The organism is Hyunsoonleella sp. 2307UL5-6 (assembly GCF_047345485.1).
Lineage (GTDB): Bacteria > Bacteroidota > Bacteroidia > Flavobacteriales > Flavobacteriaceae > Jejuia.
The window spans coordinates 217,702-234,862 of sequence record NZ_JBLFEN010000006.1; the positions used below are offsets into that span (position 1 = coordinate 217,702).

Annotated in this window: 17 protein-coding genes; 10 read left to right on the plus strand and 7 right to left on the minus strand. The window is 31.2% G+C overall.

The window, feature by feature from the left end:
• The first annotated feature begins 19 nt into the window (after positions 1–19).
• The 3 genes from ACKGJY_RS12685 to ACKGJY_RS12695 all read left to right on the plus strand — a co-directional run bounded on the left by ACKGJY_RS12685 (position 20) and on the right by ACKGJY_RS12695 (position 2,195).
• The gene (locus ACKGJY_RS12685; protein ID WP_413974270.1) at positions 20–829 is read left to right on the plus strand and encodes a hypothetical protein; all 810 of its coding nucleotides are present in this window, start codon (positions 20–22) and stop codon (positions 827–829) included.
• Between the two features lie 62 nt (positions 830–891).
• Positions 892–1,563, plus strand: a complete 672-nt coding sequence (locus ACKGJY_RS12690; protein ID WP_413974271.1) for a hypothetical protein — start codon at positions 892–894, stop codon at positions 1,561–1,563.
• 2 nt (positions 1,564–1,565) lie between these two features.
• The gene (locus ACKGJY_RS12695; protein ID WP_413974272.1) at positions 1,566–2,195 is read left to right on the plus strand and encodes a hypothetical protein; all 630 of its coding nucleotides are present in this window, start codon (positions 1,566–1,568) and stop codon (positions 2,193–2,195) included.
• Positions 2,196–2,422: 227 nt separating this feature from the next.
• Here the strand turns inward: ACKGJY_RS12695 and ACKGJY_RS12700 are convergent, their stop codons facing one another.
• The gene (locus ACKGJY_RS12700; protein ID WP_413974273.1) at positions 2,423–3,001 is read right to left on the minus strand and encodes a DUF4136 domain-containing protein; all 579 of its coding nucleotides are present in this window, start codon (positions 2,999–3,001) and stop codon (positions 2,423–2,425) included.
• Between the two features lie 95 nt (positions 3,002–3,096).
• Positions 3,097–3,261 (minus strand): DUF5522 domain-containing protein, encoded by a 165-nt coding sequence (locus tag ACKGJY_RS12705; protein WP_413974274.1) that lies wholly within the window; start codon positions 3,259–3,261, stop codon positions 3,097–3,099.
• A 66-nt stretch (positions 3,262–3,327) separates the two neighbouring features.
• Here ACKGJY_RS12705 and ACKGJY_RS12710 point away from each other — a divergent pair, with 66 nt between their 5' ends.
• The 4 genes from ACKGJY_RS12710 to hemL are packed head-to-tail and all read left to right on the plus strand — an operon-like array spanning position 3,328 to position 6,664.
• Entirely contained in the window at positions 3,328–3,657 is a 330-nt protein-coding gene (locus ACKGJY_RS12710; RefSeq protein WP_413974275.1) for a hypothetical protein, read from the plus strand.
• Positions 3,654–4,574: a 1-aminocyclopropane-1-carboxylate deaminase/D-cysteine desulfhydrase gene (locus ACKGJY_RS12715; protein ID WP_413974276.1), complete on the plus strand. Its 921-nt coding sequence runs from the start codon at positions 3,654–3,656 to the stop codon at positions 4,572–4,574. The genes ACKGJY_RS12710 and ACKGJY_RS12715 overlap by 4 nt, the downstream gene beginning before the upstream one ends.
• Complete coding sequence (locus ACKGJY_RS12720) at positions 4,571–5,365, plus strand: glucosaminidase domain-containing protein (protein ID WP_413974277.1); 795 nt, start codon at positions 4,571–4,573, stop codon at positions 5,363–5,365. The genes ACKGJY_RS12715 and ACKGJY_RS12720 overlap by 4 nt, the downstream gene beginning before the upstream one ends.
• Positions 5,366–5,377: 12 nt before the next feature.
• Positions 5,378–6,664: a glutamate-1-semialdehyde 2,1-aminomutase gene (gene hemL, locus ACKGJY_RS12725; RefSeq protein WP_413974278.1), complete on the plus strand. Its 1,287-nt coding sequence runs from the start codon at positions 5,378–5,380 to the stop codon at positions 6,662–6,664.
• Between the two features lie 71 nt (positions 6,665–6,735).
• On the opposite strand, the gene ACKGJY_RS12730 is transcribed toward hemL, so the two are convergent.
• The 4 genes from ACKGJY_RS12730 to ACKGJY_RS12745 form a co-directional block, all read right to left on the minus strand.
• Positions 6,736–7,182: a hypothetical protein gene (locus ACKGJY_RS12730; RefSeq protein WP_413974279.1), complete on the minus strand. Its 447-nt coding sequence runs from the start codon at positions 7,180–7,182 to the stop codon at positions 6,736–6,738.
• Between the two features lie 139 nt (positions 7,183–7,321).
• Entirely contained in the window at positions 7,322–9,817 is a 2,496-nt protein-coding gene (locus tag ACKGJY_RS12735; protein ID WP_413974280.1) for a zinc-dependent metalloprotease, read from the minus strand.
• Between the two features lie 137 nt (positions 9,818–9,954).
• Positions 9,955–11,175, minus strand: coding sequence for a hypothetical protein (locus ACKGJY_RS12740; protein WP_413974281.1), 1,221 nt, complete (start codon positions 11,173–11,175; stop codon positions 9,955–9,957).
• A gap of 19 nt (positions 11,176–11,194) precedes the next feature.
• The gene (locus ACKGJY_RS12745; protein ID WP_413974282.1) at positions 11,195–12,697 is read right to left on the minus strand and encodes a hypothetical protein; all 1,503 of its coding nucleotides are present in this window, start codon (positions 12,695–12,697) and stop codon (positions 11,195–11,197) included.
• A gap of 151 nt (positions 12,698–12,848) precedes the next feature.
• Here ACKGJY_RS12745 and yiaA point away from each other — a divergent pair, with 151 nt between their 5' ends.
• On the plus strand, positions 12,849–13,331 hold the full coding sequence (yiaA, locus tag ACKGJY_RS12750) for an inner membrane protein YiaA (RefSeq protein WP_413974283.1): 483 nt from the start codon (positions 12,849–12,851) through the stop codon (positions 13,329–13,331).
• Between the two features lie 941 nt (positions 13,332–14,272).
• Entirely contained in the window at positions 14,273–14,755 is a 483-nt protein-coding gene (locus ACKGJY_RS12755) for a hypothetical protein (protein WP_413974284.1), read from the plus strand.
• Between the two features lie 132 nt (positions 14,756–14,887).
• Here ACKGJY_RS12755 and lysS read toward each other — a convergent pair whose 3' ends face one another.
• Positions 14,888–16,579 (minus strand): lysine--tRNA ligase, encoded by a 1,692-nt coding sequence (gene lysS, locus ACKGJY_RS12760; RefSeq protein WP_413974285.1) that lies wholly within the window; start codon positions 16,577–16,579, stop codon positions 14,888–14,890.
• Between the two features lie 407 nt (positions 16,580–16,986).
• Here lysS and ACKGJY_RS12765 point away from each other — a divergent pair, with 407 nt between their 5' ends.
• Entirely contained in the window at positions 16,987–17,145 is a 159-nt protein-coding gene (locus ACKGJY_RS12765) for a YqaE/Pmp3 family membrane protein (protein ID WP_413974286.1), read from the plus strand.
• Positions 17,146–17,161: the final 16 nt, after the last annotated feature.

Here is a 17,161-nt window from a genome sequence, read left to right on the forward strand (position 1 = left end):
TTTAAATGAACCAGTAGCTGTGGAAATAAATGATGATTTTATTGAAGACAATAAAACTTATGTTGTGAAACCAATGGATCCTTGTGATAAATTAAATTATAGAAGTATATCTGGAGATGATTGTGTGTCTAAAGGCCCAGGAGGTCCAGGTCCAGGAGGTCCTATAAGTCCACCAGACCCTTTAGATGATGAAAATTTACCAAAACTCCTAACCTATAATGTAGATCATACTACTGTTGAACAAAAAGATATTTTAAGTACTAGGCTTAGACGATTTAGAGTAAAAGGGAAAAAGTGGTTGGGATTTGGAGCTACTCACCAAAAATTGGAGATACATAGAGGGTCAGCTGATGGGAAAGTTAAAATTGAAAATGGCATAATTATTCCAGAACCTAATACTTATTTAGTAGCAGACTTAAAAATAACAAGACGAGCAGCAAAGAAAAAATATTGGAGAGATGCAAATACTGAGTTTGATGATGATTGGAATTTATCTGAAAATGAGCAAGCTTTCTTTATATTTTCAAAGCACCATTTAAAGGCATCTGCTAGTGCTGAACTAACTATTAAAGCTGGTTTTAAATTAGAAGACGGAGAGCCTAAACCTTCTGCAGAACGAACAATTACTACAAAAGTTAAAGTAGAGGTTGGTGCCGCTAAGTTTAGAGAAAAAAGAGCATTGTCAAGACGACAAATATTATCTACTATTGTTGGAACAGGTGTCACTGGGGAAAAAATATGGGATGAAGTTGATAATGTAAATTACAACGTAAAACAAGCTGGCATATTTGAATACACATTACGACATTATTATACTGATATAGATTAATTTTACAATAATAAAACACTCTTTTGTATTTTTATTTACAGAAGAGTGTGTCATTTTATAATATGAAAATATACCTAACTTCATTACTTTATCTATCATTTATTTATGCTTTGTCGGCTCAAGAATTTAAGTCTAATCATAAAAAGAGTTTAATACTAAATGCAGGAATTGCTTATTTTCCAGATGTATTTGAGCAAAAAAATAACAATGTTTTAGAAATTGGATATAAACATATTTTGAGTAACGATTTTGCTTATGAAGTTTTTATAAATAGATCATACACTAATAACACAAAATCATTTTTTAATAGTAATTCTCAAGTCTTAGAGTACTTAAATAGGAATGAAAGTTTTTTTTTTAATTGGGAAAAACTAGAAACTTATGCTGCTGGTATTAAGGGACATTTTTACTTTGTTAATACTCCTAAAACAGAATTTTCTATTTATTTAGGTTTTGGTGTTTATAGTTCCAATGCAGAAGTACAAAAATTCGATTCGTTAGGGTTTAATTCAGAAACTGGAGAAATAACTCGTGTGGACACAGCGTTAAGAAAAGATAGTATTAACAGACCTTTTACTACACCAGGTTTTTCATTTAGATATTGGTTATGGGAGAAAATAGCCATTGGGATTAATGCATTTGCTTTTTTCGAAATTCATAATAAAAAAGTGTTTACACAACCTATACAAGCTAATTTTTATAGTTTAGTTTTTAACCTTAATTATAAGTTATAAATATGAAATTTTTAAATATAATTCCCATAGCAATATTTAGTTTGATTTTAACGGGAGTATCTAATGCACAAGATCAATATAAAAGGTTTCAGTTTGAATTTGGTTATGGAATAGCTTTAACAGGTGATACTGAAAAAAATGACTTTCAGCTATTAAGAGGAGTTGAGTTTAGTACACCCTTAATTGGTAAAAATATTGAAATTGCCACCAAGTATGTATTTAAAAATAGACGCTTTATAGGTTTAGGTTTTACTATGCAATCTTATACTAATATTTTGAATGGTACAGGTGTTTTAGATGAAGATAGAGTTTTGGTTTTTGATGATTATCGATTAGAAGATGAAATACAATATATAGAATTGCAATATGGTAAGTTTTTTGATAATGGATTAGATCTTACTATGAGTGCTTTTACCATTTTTTATTTTAACCCTATTTTAGATCAAGAACCTAACGGTTTTGAACTAGGCAATCCGGGTAGGTCTAGTGATGATTTAGGGTTGGCAATAGCACTCGGGTATCGGTTGTTTGAGAATAACTCAATAAATGTGTCTTTAAGAGCTAAATTATCATATTCTTTAAACGGTGTAGAGGCAATTACGCTTACACCATTAGTAAGGTTTAATTTTTAACCCCCCATTATTAAATATATTCTAACAATCTCCAACCCATCATCAATAAGTCGTTCAACTTCTGGATTGCGTTTTCAGCAATACTAATGCTAGGGTGATTCTTTCTATGCAAGTCTTTCAGAAAACTTTAATTTATTTGACATCATCTTACGATGCATTAATTTTAAAATTTAATTAAAAATCAGTTTTGCATAAAAAAAGCGACTCAATCGAGTCGCTTTACTATTTTATTTTTCTACCTCAGGTGGGTATTGTTCCATTATTTTAGAAACAAACTCGTTAATACGTTCAATTTTTTTATCCGTTTTTTTTGCTAAGTATCCTGTACCCATACCTTGCCAAACAAGTTCTTTTTTCTTCGCATTAATAAGGTCTACAAAAAGTACACCTTCAACTTGAGTGGAAACTGCAGGTTGGTTCCAACCCCAACCCCAACCAGGTCCAAAACCGCCCCAGCCAAAGCCTCCAAAGCCAAAACCACCCCAACCCCAAGCGCCATTGCCCCAGGCGTTGTTGTAAACGTCTACGCGTTGGTTAGATTTTGTAAATATGCTAACTAATATATCTGGATCTTCAGATTTTGTGAAACCTTTAGCTAATAATTCTGTTTCAATAGCTCGTAGTATACGGCGTTTATCGATATCATTAATTTCGGCTTTATCAATACCTGTTTTAAAAAAGGCAAAAGTTTTAAATGAGTCAAATTCTGTTTTTCTATCATAATCTGTTGATACACGAACAGATGAACATGAGCTTACAACAATTAATAGGGCTAAAAGCGGAAGGGTTTTAAGTAATTTTTTCATAGCAAAAATATTTTATTTAATGTTCTGCTTTCAATAAAGCATCTCTCTTTGGTATTTTAATAATACATCAAGAATCGTACCATATTGTGTGAAAATCAGCGTTTTATTGCGCTTTTATTAGTGTTATAGCCATATGGGCAATGCCTGCAGCCACTTTCGCAACAATACCCGCGTTTTAAATGGTACTGTTCTGTAAAACAACGATAGCCTTCGGGTGTTAAGTAGTAATCGCCATCTTCAAGCGGTATAATCTTTTTCATAGATAACAAAGATATTTAATTTTAAAGAATTATTTTGTGGTTTAATTTTTGCCGTAATTTGATACGATGGTTTTAGTTTTTAAATATTTGGTTCCAAAAGGGTATACAGGAATATCTATATTTCCTTTTATATTTTTAAATCATAAAGATCTTAAGTCAAGTAAAACTCTAATAAATCATGAGAAAATTCATTTACAACAACAGTTAGAGTTGTTGATTATTCCATTTTATGTGTGGTACATAATCGAGTTTTTTATTAGGCTACTATATTTCAAAAATTGGCATATTGCTTATAAGACTATTTCTTTTGAAAGAGAGGCTTATGCTAGAGATTATGATTTGAATTACTTGAAGCATAGAAAGTTTTGGGCGTTTTTAATGTATATAAAAGCATGATACAGTTTGATTTTGAAAACTCTAAAAATCAACAGATTAACCTTGTAAATAACACTGGTGTAGAACTTTTTTTAAAAAGAGAAGACCAATTGCATCCATTTGTATCTGGCAATAAATATCGAAAATTAAAATACAATTTAAAGGAGGCTAAAGCATCAGGTTGTACTATTTTGCTAACTTTTGGTGGTGCATTTTCTAATCATATAGCAGCTGTAGCTTCTGCTGGGAATATATTAGGTTTTAATACTATAGGTGTTATTCGTGGTGAGGAACTTCAATATAAAATAGAGAGTAATCCAACTTTAAGTTTTGCTAAAAAAAATGGGATGCAATTTAAATTTGTATCCAGAGCTAAGTATAGAGAAAAATCGTCTCAATTATTTTTAACCGAATTGAAAAATGAGTTTGAAAATTTTTATCTTATACCTGAGGGCGGTACAAATGCACTAGCTGTAAAAGGGTGTGAAGAAATTTTGAATAAAAATGATAACGATTTTGATGTAGTATGTTGTGCAGTAGGAACAGGTGGTACTATTTCTGGACTTATTAATTGTTTAAAACCTAGTCTACAAGTTTTAGGTTTTCCAGCGCTAAAAGGTTCGTTTTTACATCAAGATATTAGTAAATTTGTAACACATAAAAATTGGGATTTAATAACTGATTATCATTTTGGTGGGTATGCTAAAGTAAATTCAGAATTAATAACATTTATAAATCAATTTAAAATAGATTACAATATTCAATTAGATCCTGTATATACAGGTAAAATGATGTATGGTGTTTTAGATTTGATTCAGAAAAATTATTTTCCCGAAGGTTCAAAAATTTTAGCAATTCATACTGGTGGTCTACAAGGGATAGATGGTATGAATGCTATTTTAAAGAAAAAACAATTGCCTTTAATACAAGTTAGATGAAAAAGTCATTTTTAATAGTACTGCTTAGTTTTTTAATTTTTAGTTGTGGGTCTAAGAAAACAGTTGTTACTAAGAAAACTAAAACGAAACAAACGGAACAAGTTGTAGTTAATAAAAAACAACCTGTAGGACAACAAGAGGGTGCTACTCCAGTGGTTTCTAAAATAAATTCTACTCAGGAATATATTGAAACCTTTGCAGCTATTGCACAAAAAGAAATGACGTTATATAATATTCCTGCTAGTATTACCTTGGCGCAAGGAATATTAGAGTCAGCCTCTGGAAAAGGACGTCTGTCGGTAGAAGCAAATAACCATTTTGGTATAAAATGCCATACATGGACAGGTGCTAAAATTTATCATGATGACGATGCAAAAGGGGAGTGTTTTAGAAAATATAATAGTGCTAAATATTCATTTAGAGATCACTCTTTGTTTTTAACCTCAAGAAAACGTTATGCAAGTTTATTTGATTTAAATGTTTCTAATTACAAGGAGTGGGCAAGAGGTTTAAGAGCTGCAGGTTATGCAACTGATAAAAAATACCCCCAAAAACTTATTAGTCTCATAGAAAGGTATGAGTTGTACAAGTATGATGATGAGGTACTTGGTGTAAATACAGCTAAACGTAAGTTTAAGACTGAAGAGAAAATACAAAAACACGTTGTTGTAAAAGGTGATACTTTGTATGGTATTTCTAAGCGCTATAATACTTCGGTAAAAGCGATACAAAATGCAAATAATATAACAGGTACCGGTTTAGCAATAGGACAGGTTTTGATAATAAAATAGAATAAAATAATTATGATTTATAAGCGAAGTAGCGCATTGTTTGCTGAAGCAGAAAAGGTGATTCCTGGCGGTGTAAACTCACCAGTACGAGCATTTAAAGGTGTTGGTGGTACACCAGTTTTTGTAAAAGAAGCAAAAGGTGCTTATTTATATGATGAAGATGGAAATCGTTTAATTGACTATATTAATTCATGGGGACCAATGATATTGGGGCATGCTTACGAACCTGTAGTTAATGCAGTTGTAGAAAAAGCAAAAAAAGGAACATCTTTTGGAATGCCTACCGAAATTGAAACCAAAATTGCAGAATTAGCTGTTGATATGGTGCCAAATATTGATAAAATTCGTTTTGTGAATTCTGGTACTGAAGCTTGTATGAGTGCTGTTCGTTTAGCGCGTGGGTATACTGGAAAAGATAAGATAATAAAGTTTGCAGGTTGCTATCATGGACATTCAGATTCTTTTTTAATTCAAGCAGGAAGTGGTGCAAGTACTTTTGGTACACCCAATAGTCCTGGAGTAACACAAGGTACTGCTAAAGATACCTTATTGGCAGATTATAACCACATTAACAGTGTAGAAACTTTAATTAATGCTAATAAAAATGAAATAGCATGCGTAATAATAGAGCCTGTAGCAGGAAATATGGGGTGTATTCCTCCAAAAAAGGAGTTTTTAAGCGCATTAAAACGATTGTGCGATACCAATAAAATTTTATTAGTTTTTGATGAAGTAATGACAGGATTTAGGCTTGCCAAAGGTGGTACTCAAGAATTATATGGAATAGATGCTGATATCGTTTGTTTTGGTAAAGTTATAGGTGGTGGTTTGCCTGTTGGAGCCTTTGCTGCTAGAAATGAGATAATGAATCATTTAGCGCCTTTAGGTCCGGTGTATCAAGCAGGTACTCTTAGTGGGAATCCATTGGCAATGGCAGCAGGATTAGCAATGTTAACAGCGCTTAATACAGATGCAGCAGTGTTTGATCGGTTAGCTAAAAAAACCGAATATTTACATAAAGGTATGGCTAAAGTTTTATCAGACCATGATATTGTGCACACCATTAATCGTGTTGGTTCTATGATTTCGGTGCATTTTGATGAAGGTGAAGTTTATGACTTTACATCTGCGGCTAAAGGTAATAATGGTACGTTTAAAAAATTTTTTCACGGCATGTTAAAAGAAGGTGTGTATATTGCACCTAGTGCTTTTGAAACCTGGTTTCTTACTGATGCTTTAACTTACGAGGATTTAGATTTTACAATAAATGCGGTAAATAAAGTGGCAAAAAATATATAAAAAAAAGCACCTTGAAAAAAGGTGCTTCTTTACCAAAAAATCACTAAAATAAATAAAACTCAAACGTTTATTTATGCTTTTTTATTACCACGCTTTTTCTTGCCTTTGTGTTTCATTTTACCCTCTCTTTTAGCCATAGATGCTTCCCATTTAGCATACTGTTCATCACTTAAAATCTTTTTCATTTTAGCTTTAACCTCAATTTGATGATCTAATCTTTTATTTGCAATAGCTAAGCGCTCTTCTTTTGAAGGTTTACCTGCTGCACCGCTTTGTTTTCTTGCTTTTCTTTCAGCCATGTGAGTTTTTCGCATTTTGGCTTGCTCTAGGTTTATTTTATAGATGTCATCCTGTTGTGCATCGTTTAAATCTAAATGTAATACCATTTTTTTTGTTTTCAAGGTTGCAACTTCTTCAGGCGTTAGGTTAGCCATTGCATTTCTTTTGTTGTTTGGTTCTTGTGCAGTTGTAATTTGTATTGTGCAAATTGCAATTGCAATCATTATAAGTTTTTTCATGTCTTAAATTATTTATACGTTCAATGCTTGGACTCCTAAAATGTATAATGGTTTAAAGTCTATTTTATTTTAACTGTGTTTTAACAAAAAAAAGACTGTCTTTTCAGACAGCCTCTTTAAACTAAAATATACTTTAATATTATTTAGGATCGAGAATTGTATTAATCCTCTCAATGATATCTTTTAAGTGAATTCTACTCATTGCATTTTTACCACTAATACGAGAATTTATTCTTTGTTTTAGAGTGTTTAACTCAGCTCTAACTACGGCTCTAATATCAGATTGACTAGTTGTAACAGGTGTGGTTTTAATGTATCGTGAGCTAATACGTCTGGTTTTAGGTGTTTCTGCTGTCATTAAATACGCTAATCTGTCAATGTGTGCGCGTTGTAAATTTCGTCTATAAGTATCAATATTACGACCTGTATTTAACTCAGACCAAACACCGTTTCTTAAATCACGCATCATTTCTGTAACAGTGTAAGCTTTTTGATTATTTAAAGATTCATTTTCAATCATTCTAGCCATTTTATCTAAACTTAAAATATTATTTAATGTTCTGGCTTGTATGGCTCTCACACGTTCTACTGATCCTGTAAATTCAATTTTATTAAAAATGTTTGTATCAATAAGCCATTCAGGAGTTGTAAATAGTTGCTCATTAATAAATTTTAAACAGTTTTTTTGATGTGTTTTATCAACATAAGTATAAACAGCACCGTCTTGATCGGCAGTTTTGTAGTTTTCATAAATGCCACCTATGTTATTTGAAACATGGCCCATATAGCGATTAAATTGCGAAATAACATGTCCGTACATCTTTTTTAAATCGGTATAATCATACCCGTCTTTAGTTGTCCATTCTATTAAGTTAGGTACTATTCTCTCTAAGTTTTTTATACCATAATTACTAGCTAAAATAGCATTATCACCTAAATCTTCTGTTTGAGAACTTGGGTCTACTACATTTCCTACTTGTTGGTGTCCAAACCTGTATAATGGGTCTCCAGCATGTTTTAATATCCAGCTATTTAGTGTTTGCTTTTCTTCTTTAGCAGTTTTGTTTAAAATGGGTTTATAGCCCCAAGCAATAGCATATTTATCATAGATACCAACGTTAGGAAATAATGCTACACCCTTGTCTTCTGGTTGCGCTATATAATTAAAGCGTGCATAGTCCATAATGGATGGCGCTGTTCCGTATTTTTGTGTAAACTCTGCGTTGCGTAAATCTTCAACTTTATACGCAGCACTACTTCCCATGTTATGTGGCAATCCTAGAGTATGTCCAACTTCATGAGCAGAAACAAAACGTATTAATTCGCCCATAACTTCATCGCTAAATTCTGCAGTTCTTGCTTCAGGATTAGATGCGGCTGTTTGTACAAAAAACCAACCATTTACCAAACTCATTACATTATGATACCAGTTGATATCAGACTCTAAAATTTCTCCAGATCGTGGATCGCTAACGTGAGGGCCGTTTGCGTTGGGTATAGGAGAGGCAAGATAGCGTACTACCGAGTAGCGTACATCTTCAGGAGTCCATTCTGGGTCTTCCTCTATACTTGGCGGCTCTTTAGCAATAATGGCATTTTTAAAGCCGGCAGCTTCAAAAGCAACCTGCCAATCTTCGATACCTTGTTTTAAGTATTTTCTCCATTTTTTTGGTGTAGCTCTGTCTACATAATACACAATCTGTTTTTTTGGTTCTACCAACTCACCACGTTTAAACTTCTCTATATCTTCGTCCTTAACTTCAAGTCTCCAACGGTCTAAATAAGTAAGTGTCTCACTTTTTTGAGCATCAGTTCCATAATCAATTTGGCTACTTGTAAACCAGCCAACGCGTTCATCAAAATAGCGGCGTTTCATTGGGGTTTTTGGGAGTAATACCATAGAGTTATTAATTTCTATAGAAATTGTGCCAGTACTAGAGTTAGATGGTGGCTCAGAAGCATTGTATGTCTTAACATGGCGCGCTTCGATATTTAAAGGGTAACTTTTTATAGATTCTATAAACGATTTGTTATCATCTAATCGGGATACCTTGTAGCGTTTTCTGTAGCGAGAACTTAAGCCTAATGCCTTTACATCTTTTTTGAATAAATCACTAATATCAATTACAGTAGAAGTAGAATCTTTACTAAATGCTTGTATTGGGAATGTGTATAAAACAGGCTCAAAATTAGAATTTACAACAGCTTGATGTACTGGTAGATTTTTGTCTGCTACCACATTGTGCGATACTACCCTAAGCAGTATTTTTTTATTTTTTTTCTCCCACCTCAGTACTTGTGTGTTTTCTTTTCCGCCACCAAACCCTAGTCCGCTAGCAGTTTTAGCAATACGTGTAACCATTAGCATTTCTCTCCCTAAAAGAGAGTCTGGTATTTCATAAAGAAATTGACCATCTGTTTTGTGAACTTTAAATAACCCGTCGTCTGTTTTAGTAGCTTTTGTAATTATTTTACTGTAAGGTTGAATAGCTCCTTTTTTTTGTTTTTTAGAAGCTTCATTTTTGGCTAACATAGCTTTTTTTTGAGCCGCAGCTTTTGTTGCTTTTTTTGAAGTGCCACATGCTGATAGTAATATCGTAGCTGATAGACACAGTACTTTAATGTAATGTTTCAAAATAAAATAAAATTTAAATTTTACAGTAAAATTAGTTATATCGCTACTATTTATAAGGTGTATCCCCTCTAAATTAATAATACTTTAACTGTTTTGGGGTGTATCTTGTAATATTGTAGGTGTGATATGGAGTTGATTTACTTTGAAATTGGAATCTGTAAATTAATACCTGTTTGAAAGTCGGGTGCATTATTAACAAGTAAATCTTGTTTAAGAAATAATGAAACCTTGTAGTTAGGGTTGCCGTAGGTGTAAATTAAACTCCAATCAGATAAGGCATTGTAAAGTGTTGCTACTCCATTGTGCCAACCACCATTAATTTCTTGCCATTTCCCCAAAAGTTTATAATAACCTTCTTCATCTTTTTTATTAAAACGTGACTGAATGCGATAATTAATACCAAAGGCATTGTAGTTTCCTTTTTTTGTGTATTTGGTAAACTCAACGTGGCTTTCTATAGTTGCTAATAGAGCATTATTACCTAAATCTATATTGTCAGATTTAAAATTCACAAAGTTCTTTCTAAGTAAACTAGAGCCTATGCCAATATTAAATTCGTTTTTGTTTTTTAGTACTACTCTTTTAATACCGTTTATAGAAATACCATAATCTAATGATGTATTAAATCTAGAGGTATTAACGCCTATGTGATGCCCTAAATTAAAATAAATTTGGCGTTTTTTATTTTTAAGAAAATCAGGATAGTACAAGTGGTTTATCTCTACGCCGCCAACAAAAAAATCGTTAGCATTTAGTGAGAGTGTCCTTCCGTTTCTATCTAAGTATTCAAAGTTTACTTGGTTTAAACCGTAAAATCGTCTTCCAAAAGGGTCTTCTCCACCAGCTACATTACTATGAAACCATTCGATAGTTTCATCACTAGTAAAAATAGAAAAGGGGTGCTTGCCTTTAGTTATTAAATACGATCTTAAAGTTATATCTAATTCGTGCACTTTTGATAATGCGAAATTATAATCAATTCTAAATTCTTTAATAATTGCATCAATAACTATATTCATGTAATCGGCAGGTGTAGTTTCTTGGTCTATAAAGTTAAAGTTTCTTTGGTACCATAGTCTTTCGCGTTGTTGCTCTCTAACAATAGGGTCTTTTGGGAAATAGGCTTCAACAAAAGGGTGAAAGGTATTGCCACTGGTATAATTTGCAGAAACAGTTGGTTGTTTTACAGGTGTAATTTTATATTTTTGATTTATTCTAGAGCTAAAAATCCCGAAATGATGAGTAGATAAAATACTAGGTCGTTCTATACCGTTTTTAAAAACCAAACTATCTTGCTTTTGGGTAAAGCAAAGTAGGCTAGATAGTATACAAAAAATGGTTAAGGCTTTTTTGGGCATTAAGCAAATATAAAATATTTTAATTTTCTTGTTGTCCACTTATTGTTATAAGTTCCATGGTGGTATTGTATAGTGGTTTTTTAGTCATTTTACTTTTTAACCACGCGAAAAAACTCATTACAAAAATATCTTCTTGTTTTGGTTCTATCCATTCAAAAGAATTTTCAACTAAAGTTTTAAATTCTTCTGTTGTTATAGTTTCAGGGTTTTTATAATAAGTTTCCACAAGGCTTAAATAATCTATAACGCGTTGTTGGTGGATAGATTTTAAATACTCAAAATAACGTCTTTTAAAACTTAGAAGCTTAGATTCTATAACATTGGTATTGCCTAAATCAATATGTAAAAGTATCTCAATTAAATTCTTTTTTATAACCCATTCAATATCCGATTTTTCAGTATACCATGTATCACTATGGTAAAATTTGGCTAGTATTTGATGTGCTTTTTTTAAGTCATTATTTTGAAAATAAAACATTACTAAGCTAAGATGTATATCTAAAACAGATGCAATATCTGTGTGTTTTTTATTTAAAAATGGCTTAATAATATTAATGGCCTCAGCTTGTTTGTTCGAATAGTTAAGGTTTAATGACTTAATTAGTAGGTGTTTAAGTTTAAAGGTGTTGTAATATTTATTTTTATGTTGAAGCATTAAATGATACATCTGTTGTAAGTACACCTCTGAAGTTTTAAATTTTTTATTTCTAAATAGAGTATTTGCTATATGATATAGAATTTGAATATGATAATAGGGTTGCTTGTCTTTGTCTTTTCGATGTAGTATAGTATTATAAGTATCCATCAAAAAAGTTTCAATATTTAAAATATCATTTGTTGCAAACGCCGAAATAGTCACAATACTAATAAGTTGGTATAGAGATTTAAAAGAGAGTTTGTTAACACCATCAAATTGGTATTCTTTAAGTGTCTCATCAAGTATAGTTTTAAAATCAGATGTATTGCCGTGTGTTATTTTGTACTTTATTTTAGAATAAATAATGTTTAGTCTGTCTTCTAAATGGTACTTTTCTCTATTATGGTTAAATCGATTAATAATATCATCTAAATTTATATTGGGTAAAGCATGTGCAAACTGAATTTTTGTACTATATATTTCGTTAAGTATTGGAAACAAATGATGATCTGTTGCAATAGCTTCAGCTTTATTTAAGATTTTGTAGGCCGTTTTATAATGTTTCTGTTGCAGGTAATTGCGAGCAGCTAAAATATAGCGAATTGACTCCATTTGAATTGAGTTTTCCTCTTCTAAGCTAGTATTTGCTGAAAAATTTATGATAGATTGGAATAAACGCTTTCTTAAAGCATGATAAGCACCTTTTTTGTTAGAGTTATAAAGTGTCATACAAATGGTGTCTGAGCTTAAATCTTCATTAAGCAGTAACTTAAAAAGCAGGATGTTTTTATTATCCTTTCGCTTGTTCTTTTTTTTTAAATATGATATGAAACCTTGTTGTTCTTCTTTTGAAAAAGCAGAAACTATCTCTTTTAAATTATTCATTTAATCGTCATTATTAATTTATAAGATGTCATAAATATAATGCTAATATATAGTTATTTGATAAAATAAGTCGTCAGTTTTTATAAAATATTGAGTTTATGAATCCAAAAATGTTACCCAATTTTGCCTCATAATCATTAAAACAAAAATTATGAATTATCAAACAACAGTTTCAGTTGATGAAGATTTAAAAAAAACCAAAGTAAAAAAAGCGAACAAGGTTTATGACCAAAAACCAACATCAGCATTTATAGGTGCATCATGGTCTGCACTTTTAGTAGGTATGACCTCGTATTGTATTGGATTGTGGAATGCAGATATGTTGCTTAATGAAAAAGGGTATTATTTTACAATTCTTCTTTTTGGATTGTTTTCTGTTATTTCTGTTCAAAAAGCAGTACGTGATAAAATGGAAGATATTCCTGTAACCGATATTTATTACAGTATCAGTTGGTTTACAACTATAACCTCTATCGTACTTTTAGTTGTTGGGTTGTGGAATGCCGATTTATTATTGAGTGAAAAGGGGTTTTATAGCATGTCATTCCTACTCAGTCTTTTCGCAGCTATTGCGGTTCAAAAAAACACAAGAGATGTGCAATTTATAGACAGACAGGAAAGTGAGGAGAAATAATTTTAAAGGATATTAAAAATCAAAAAAACACTAAGGGTTGTTTTGATGATTGGTTAGTAACCCAAAGCCTCGTAATTATATTGATTACGAGGCTTTAAAATTTAATTAAAAAATTAGGTGAATGAGTAAGTGTCTTTTACTATAAGTATAACTACATAAAAGATTTACGATACTAATTGCAAACTATAATTTTTTGCTATTTTCTATAAAGAATAATTGAATTCATAAATAGTATATTCTAGATATTGACTCTTGTTTTAATGAAATAAAACACATAAATGGTGATTTTTAATAAAAAAAGTTAAATATTTCTAAATATATGTAAGGAATTTGAAAATATATCGTCTATTTATGTGAGTTTAGTTTAAGTTTAGTTTAGTTAAGACAAAAAGCCGATAGTATCTTCATAAAACTATCGGCTTTGTTTTTGTTAAATAATTTAATTATTGATTTTAAAACACACGTAATTATAAAAACCCCTCCTTCTTTTTAATTACGTCATCTGGTTATTTTAAGATTTATTTTCAACTAAAATAGTCATTATTGATTTGTTATATGCAAGAAGTGTTTATATCCATAAAAGGATTATTTTAAGTTTGTTTATGCTCAATTATTTAGCGAAAAATCACTAACTTATAAGAATCATTTAATATTTTCTCAGAAGATTATATTCTTTTTAATAAAGAATATTTGAAATAAGTTTTATACTATAAAAACAGATAGGATTTAGTATTTTACAGGCTTTAATTAACTAAACAATTTTTTTGTGTTCAAGAGTTTAATAATCTCGCTAACCATAAAACAAAACGTAATTTTTAATTAGAATGTTACATAAGTTTATATTCTTTTTTTTTATTTTTCTGATATCGTGTAAAACTAAAGTTAATAGTGGACGTCAAGTTATACACAGAAAATCACAATTAATAATTATTAAAGACACATTGGCAACCGCTAAAAAGTTTACAAAAGTAAAGGTGGGTATTGATACAATCCCTATGGCTTCAGTTTTTGTTTCTCAAATGGAAGGTAAAAACATCTTAAAAAAGACTCTAAGAAACTTCAATTATGATACTATTATTTCAGCATCTTTTTGTGTTGAGTATAGCGAGTATGATAATAATTGGTTGGTAGATAAAAGTAATATTAAATATGCTGGAATTTATTATGTAAATGATAATACACTAAAATTTGACTTCCATAATTTAGAAACCAATGAGGTTGATACTTACAATACGTTGTCTGATGCTTATTGTGATGTAATATTGGTTTTTTTATTAGAAGATGTAGAGTTGGAAAAGCCAGCTTTATTTGAATTGAAGTTAGAAAAAGATAATTTACCTAAACAATCAAGTGTTAAATTGGCTAGTAAATCTGAGGATATACTTTATCAAAGGTGGGTAAAGTTTTATGAAAAAAATAAATAATTTTTCAATGATTAACTCATTAACTCATTAACTCATTAACTCATTAACTCATTAACTCATTAACTCAGGATAAATAGTATTTAAAAATGGCTTATACGTAGAAGTATAAGCCATTTTTTGTAAACTTTTTTATTATTGTATTTCAACAAACAACCCATCATCAGTCTTCTCAACTTTAGCCAAACTATTTTTAGTTAATTCTTTAATAGTTTTATCCCATTTTTTGTTAGATAACCCCGATTGTGATTTTAAGTTTACCAATTCTAATTTTTCAGCTTTAGTTAGTAGTTCTAAAACTGCTTTGGCATCATCGCTTATGGCCAAAGGTTTTTTCTCTGGCTTCATTTGCGGGAAAAACAATACTTCTTGTATAGATTGGTTGTTGGTTAAAAACATAATTAACCTATCCATACCAATACCCATTCCCGATGTTGGAGGCATACCGTATTCTAGTGCACGTAAAAAATCATAATCTATGGTTGCTGTAGCCTCGTCGTCTCCCTTTTTAGCCAACTCTAATTGATGCTCAAAACGCTCACGTTGGTCAATTGGGTCGTTAAGTTCACTGTAGGCGTTAGCAATTTCTTTACCACAAACCATAAGTTCAAAACGTTCTGTTAGCTCAGGGTTTTCACGATGTTCTTTACATAAAGGGCTCATTTCTTTGGGGTAGTCGGTAATAAAGGTAGGCTGTATATAGTTGCCTTCACATTTTTCGCCAAAAATTTCATCTATTAATTTCCCTTTACCCATACTATCATCCACTTCAATACCTAAGTCTTTTGCAGCTTGTCTTATTTCAGTTTCAGATTTTCCAGTGATATCAAAACCAGTAAAATGTTTTATAGAGTCTGCCATAGTTATTCTTACATAAGGCGCTTTAAAATTTACCTTATGTTCACCAAAAATAGCTTCAGTAGTGCCGTTTACAGCAATAGCACAATGTTCTAAAAGCTGCTCACAGAAATCCATCATCCAGTTGTAATCCTTATAGGCTACGTAAATTTCCATAGCTGTAAACTCTGGGTTGTGTGTACGGTCCATCCCTTCGTTTCTAAAGTTTTTAGAAAACTCATAAACGCCATCAAAACCGCCAACAATTAAGCGTTTTAAATACAACTCGTTAGCAATTCGCATATATAAAGGAATATCTAAAGCGTTGTGATGCGTGATAAATGGGCGTGCAGCAGCACCACCTGCAATAGGTTGTAATACAGGGGTTTCTACTTCAAAATAGCCTGCATCATTAAAAAACGAACGCATCGCGTTAAATAGTTTTGTACGCTTTACAAAAACATCTTTTACATGAGGATTTACCACTAAATCTGCATAGCGTTGTCTGTAGCGCTGTTCTGGGTCAGTAAATGCATCATGAACTTTACCGTCTGCATCTACACGCGGTTGAGGTAATGGTTTTAAAGCTTTACTTAATAGTGTAAAATCTTTTACCATAACTGTTTTTTCACCTACTTTGGTTGTAAATAGCTCTCCTTCAACACCAATAAAATCCCCAATATCTAAAAGCTTTTTATAAATAGTATTGTATTTGCTTTTATCATCTCCACTACAAATTTCATCACGATTAAAATAAAGTTGTATTCTTCCTTCGCTATCTTGTAATTCTGCAAAACTTGCATTACCTTGAATACGACGAGACATTAATCTACCTGCAATAATTACTTTTTTACCCTCATCAAAATTTGTTTTAACATCTTTTGATGTTTGTTTTACAGGAAATAAATCTGCAGGATAAGGGTTTATGCCTAAGTCTTTTAATTTTGCGAGTTTGTCGCGTCTTACCAATTCTTGTTCTGAAAGCTGCATGCTACTTTTTTTGTTTTGAGGTGCAAAATTACATTATTTAACCTAAGAATAAAACAAAGACCTCTATGGATTATTAATAATCTTTAGAGGCTCAGGACTTAGTTAGCTTTTATGTTTAGTTTATTGCTACAGTTGTACCTTTAATCTTTAGTGTTTTTTAATCGATTTAGTAATAAATATACGTTGTTTTGCCAAAGTTTAGTATCAACAAACCTATTGAAGTTGTGCTGCGCGAAACCACGAAATTCAAAAGCATATAAAAACAAGTATGTAAATTAATAACCTCACAGCACTAGGCTACTATAATTTATGGTATTGTAAAATTAAAATCTGTTGTGCCGATAATGTAACAAAATAGATAAGGTAACGTCAAATACGTATAGTATCAATCATTAAAAAAAATCACTATGAGTATTTGGAGAGTTATACTTTCTATCATTTGTCCGCCATTAGCAGTTATAGGTAAAGGTTGTGGCTCTATAATTATTGTTTTTCTATTGTGGCTTTGTGGCTGGGTTCCCGGTGTTATTGCTGCGTTGGTAATCTTAAATAATCCTAATAATTAAAATTTAAAATTATCGT

Bases quoted from the DNA above. Each gene is read 5' to 3' on its own strand.
- ACKGJY_RS12690 (WP_413974271.1), top strand. From the start codon at position 892: ATGAAAATATACCTAACTTCATTACTTTATCTATCATTTATTTATGCT.
- ACKGJY_RS12695 (WP_413974272.1), top strand. From the start codon at position 1,566: ATGAAATTTTTAAATATAATTCCCATAGCAATATTTAGTTTGATTTTA.
- ACKGJY_RS12700 (WP_413974273.1), bottom strand. From the start codon at position 3,001: ATGAAAAAATTACTTAAAACCCTTCCGCTTTTAGCCCTATTAATTGTT.
- ACKGJY_RS12705 (WP_413974274.1), bottom strand. From the start codon at position 3,261: ATGAAAAAGATTATACCGCTTGAAGATGGCGATTACTACTTAACACCC.
- ACKGJY_RS12710 (WP_413974275.1), top strand. From the start codon at position 3,328: ATGGTTTTAGTTTTTAAATATTTGGTTCCAAAAGGGTATACAGGAATA.
- ACKGJY_RS12715 (WP_413974276.1), top strand. From the start codon at position 3,654: ATGATACAGTTTGATTTTGAAAACTCTAAAAATCAACAGATTAACCTT.
- ACKGJY_RS12720 (WP_413974277.1), top strand. From the start codon at position 4,571: ATGAAAAAGTCATTTTTAATAGTACTGCTTAGTTTTTTAATTTTTAGT.
- hemL (WP_413974278.1), top strand. From the start codon at position 5,378: ATGATTTATAAGCGAAGTAGCGCATTGTTTGCTGAAGCAGAAAAGGTG.
- ACKGJY_RS12730 (WP_413974279.1), bottom strand. From the start codon at position 7,182: ATGAAAAAACTTATAATGATTGCAATTGCAATTTGCACAATACAAATT.
- ACKGJY_RS12740 (WP_413974281.1), bottom strand. From the start codon at position 11,175: ATGCCCAAAAAAGCCTTAACCATTTTTTGTATACTATCTAGCCTACTT.
- ACKGJY_RS12745 (WP_413974282.1), bottom strand. From the start codon at position 12,697: ATGAATAATTTAAAAGAGATAGTTTCTGCTTTTTCAAAAGAAGAACAA.
- yiaA (WP_413974283.1), top strand. From the start codon at position 12,849: ATGAATTATCAAACAACAGTTTCAGTTGATGAAGATTTAAAAAAAACC.
- lysS (WP_413974285.1), bottom strand. From the start codon at position 16,579: ATGCAGCTTTCAGAACAAGAATTGGTAAGACGCGACAAACTCGCAAAA.
- ACKGJY_RS12765 (WP_413974286.1), top strand. From the start codon at position 16,987: ATGAGTATTTGGAGAGTTATACTTTCTATCATTTGTCCGCCATTAGCA.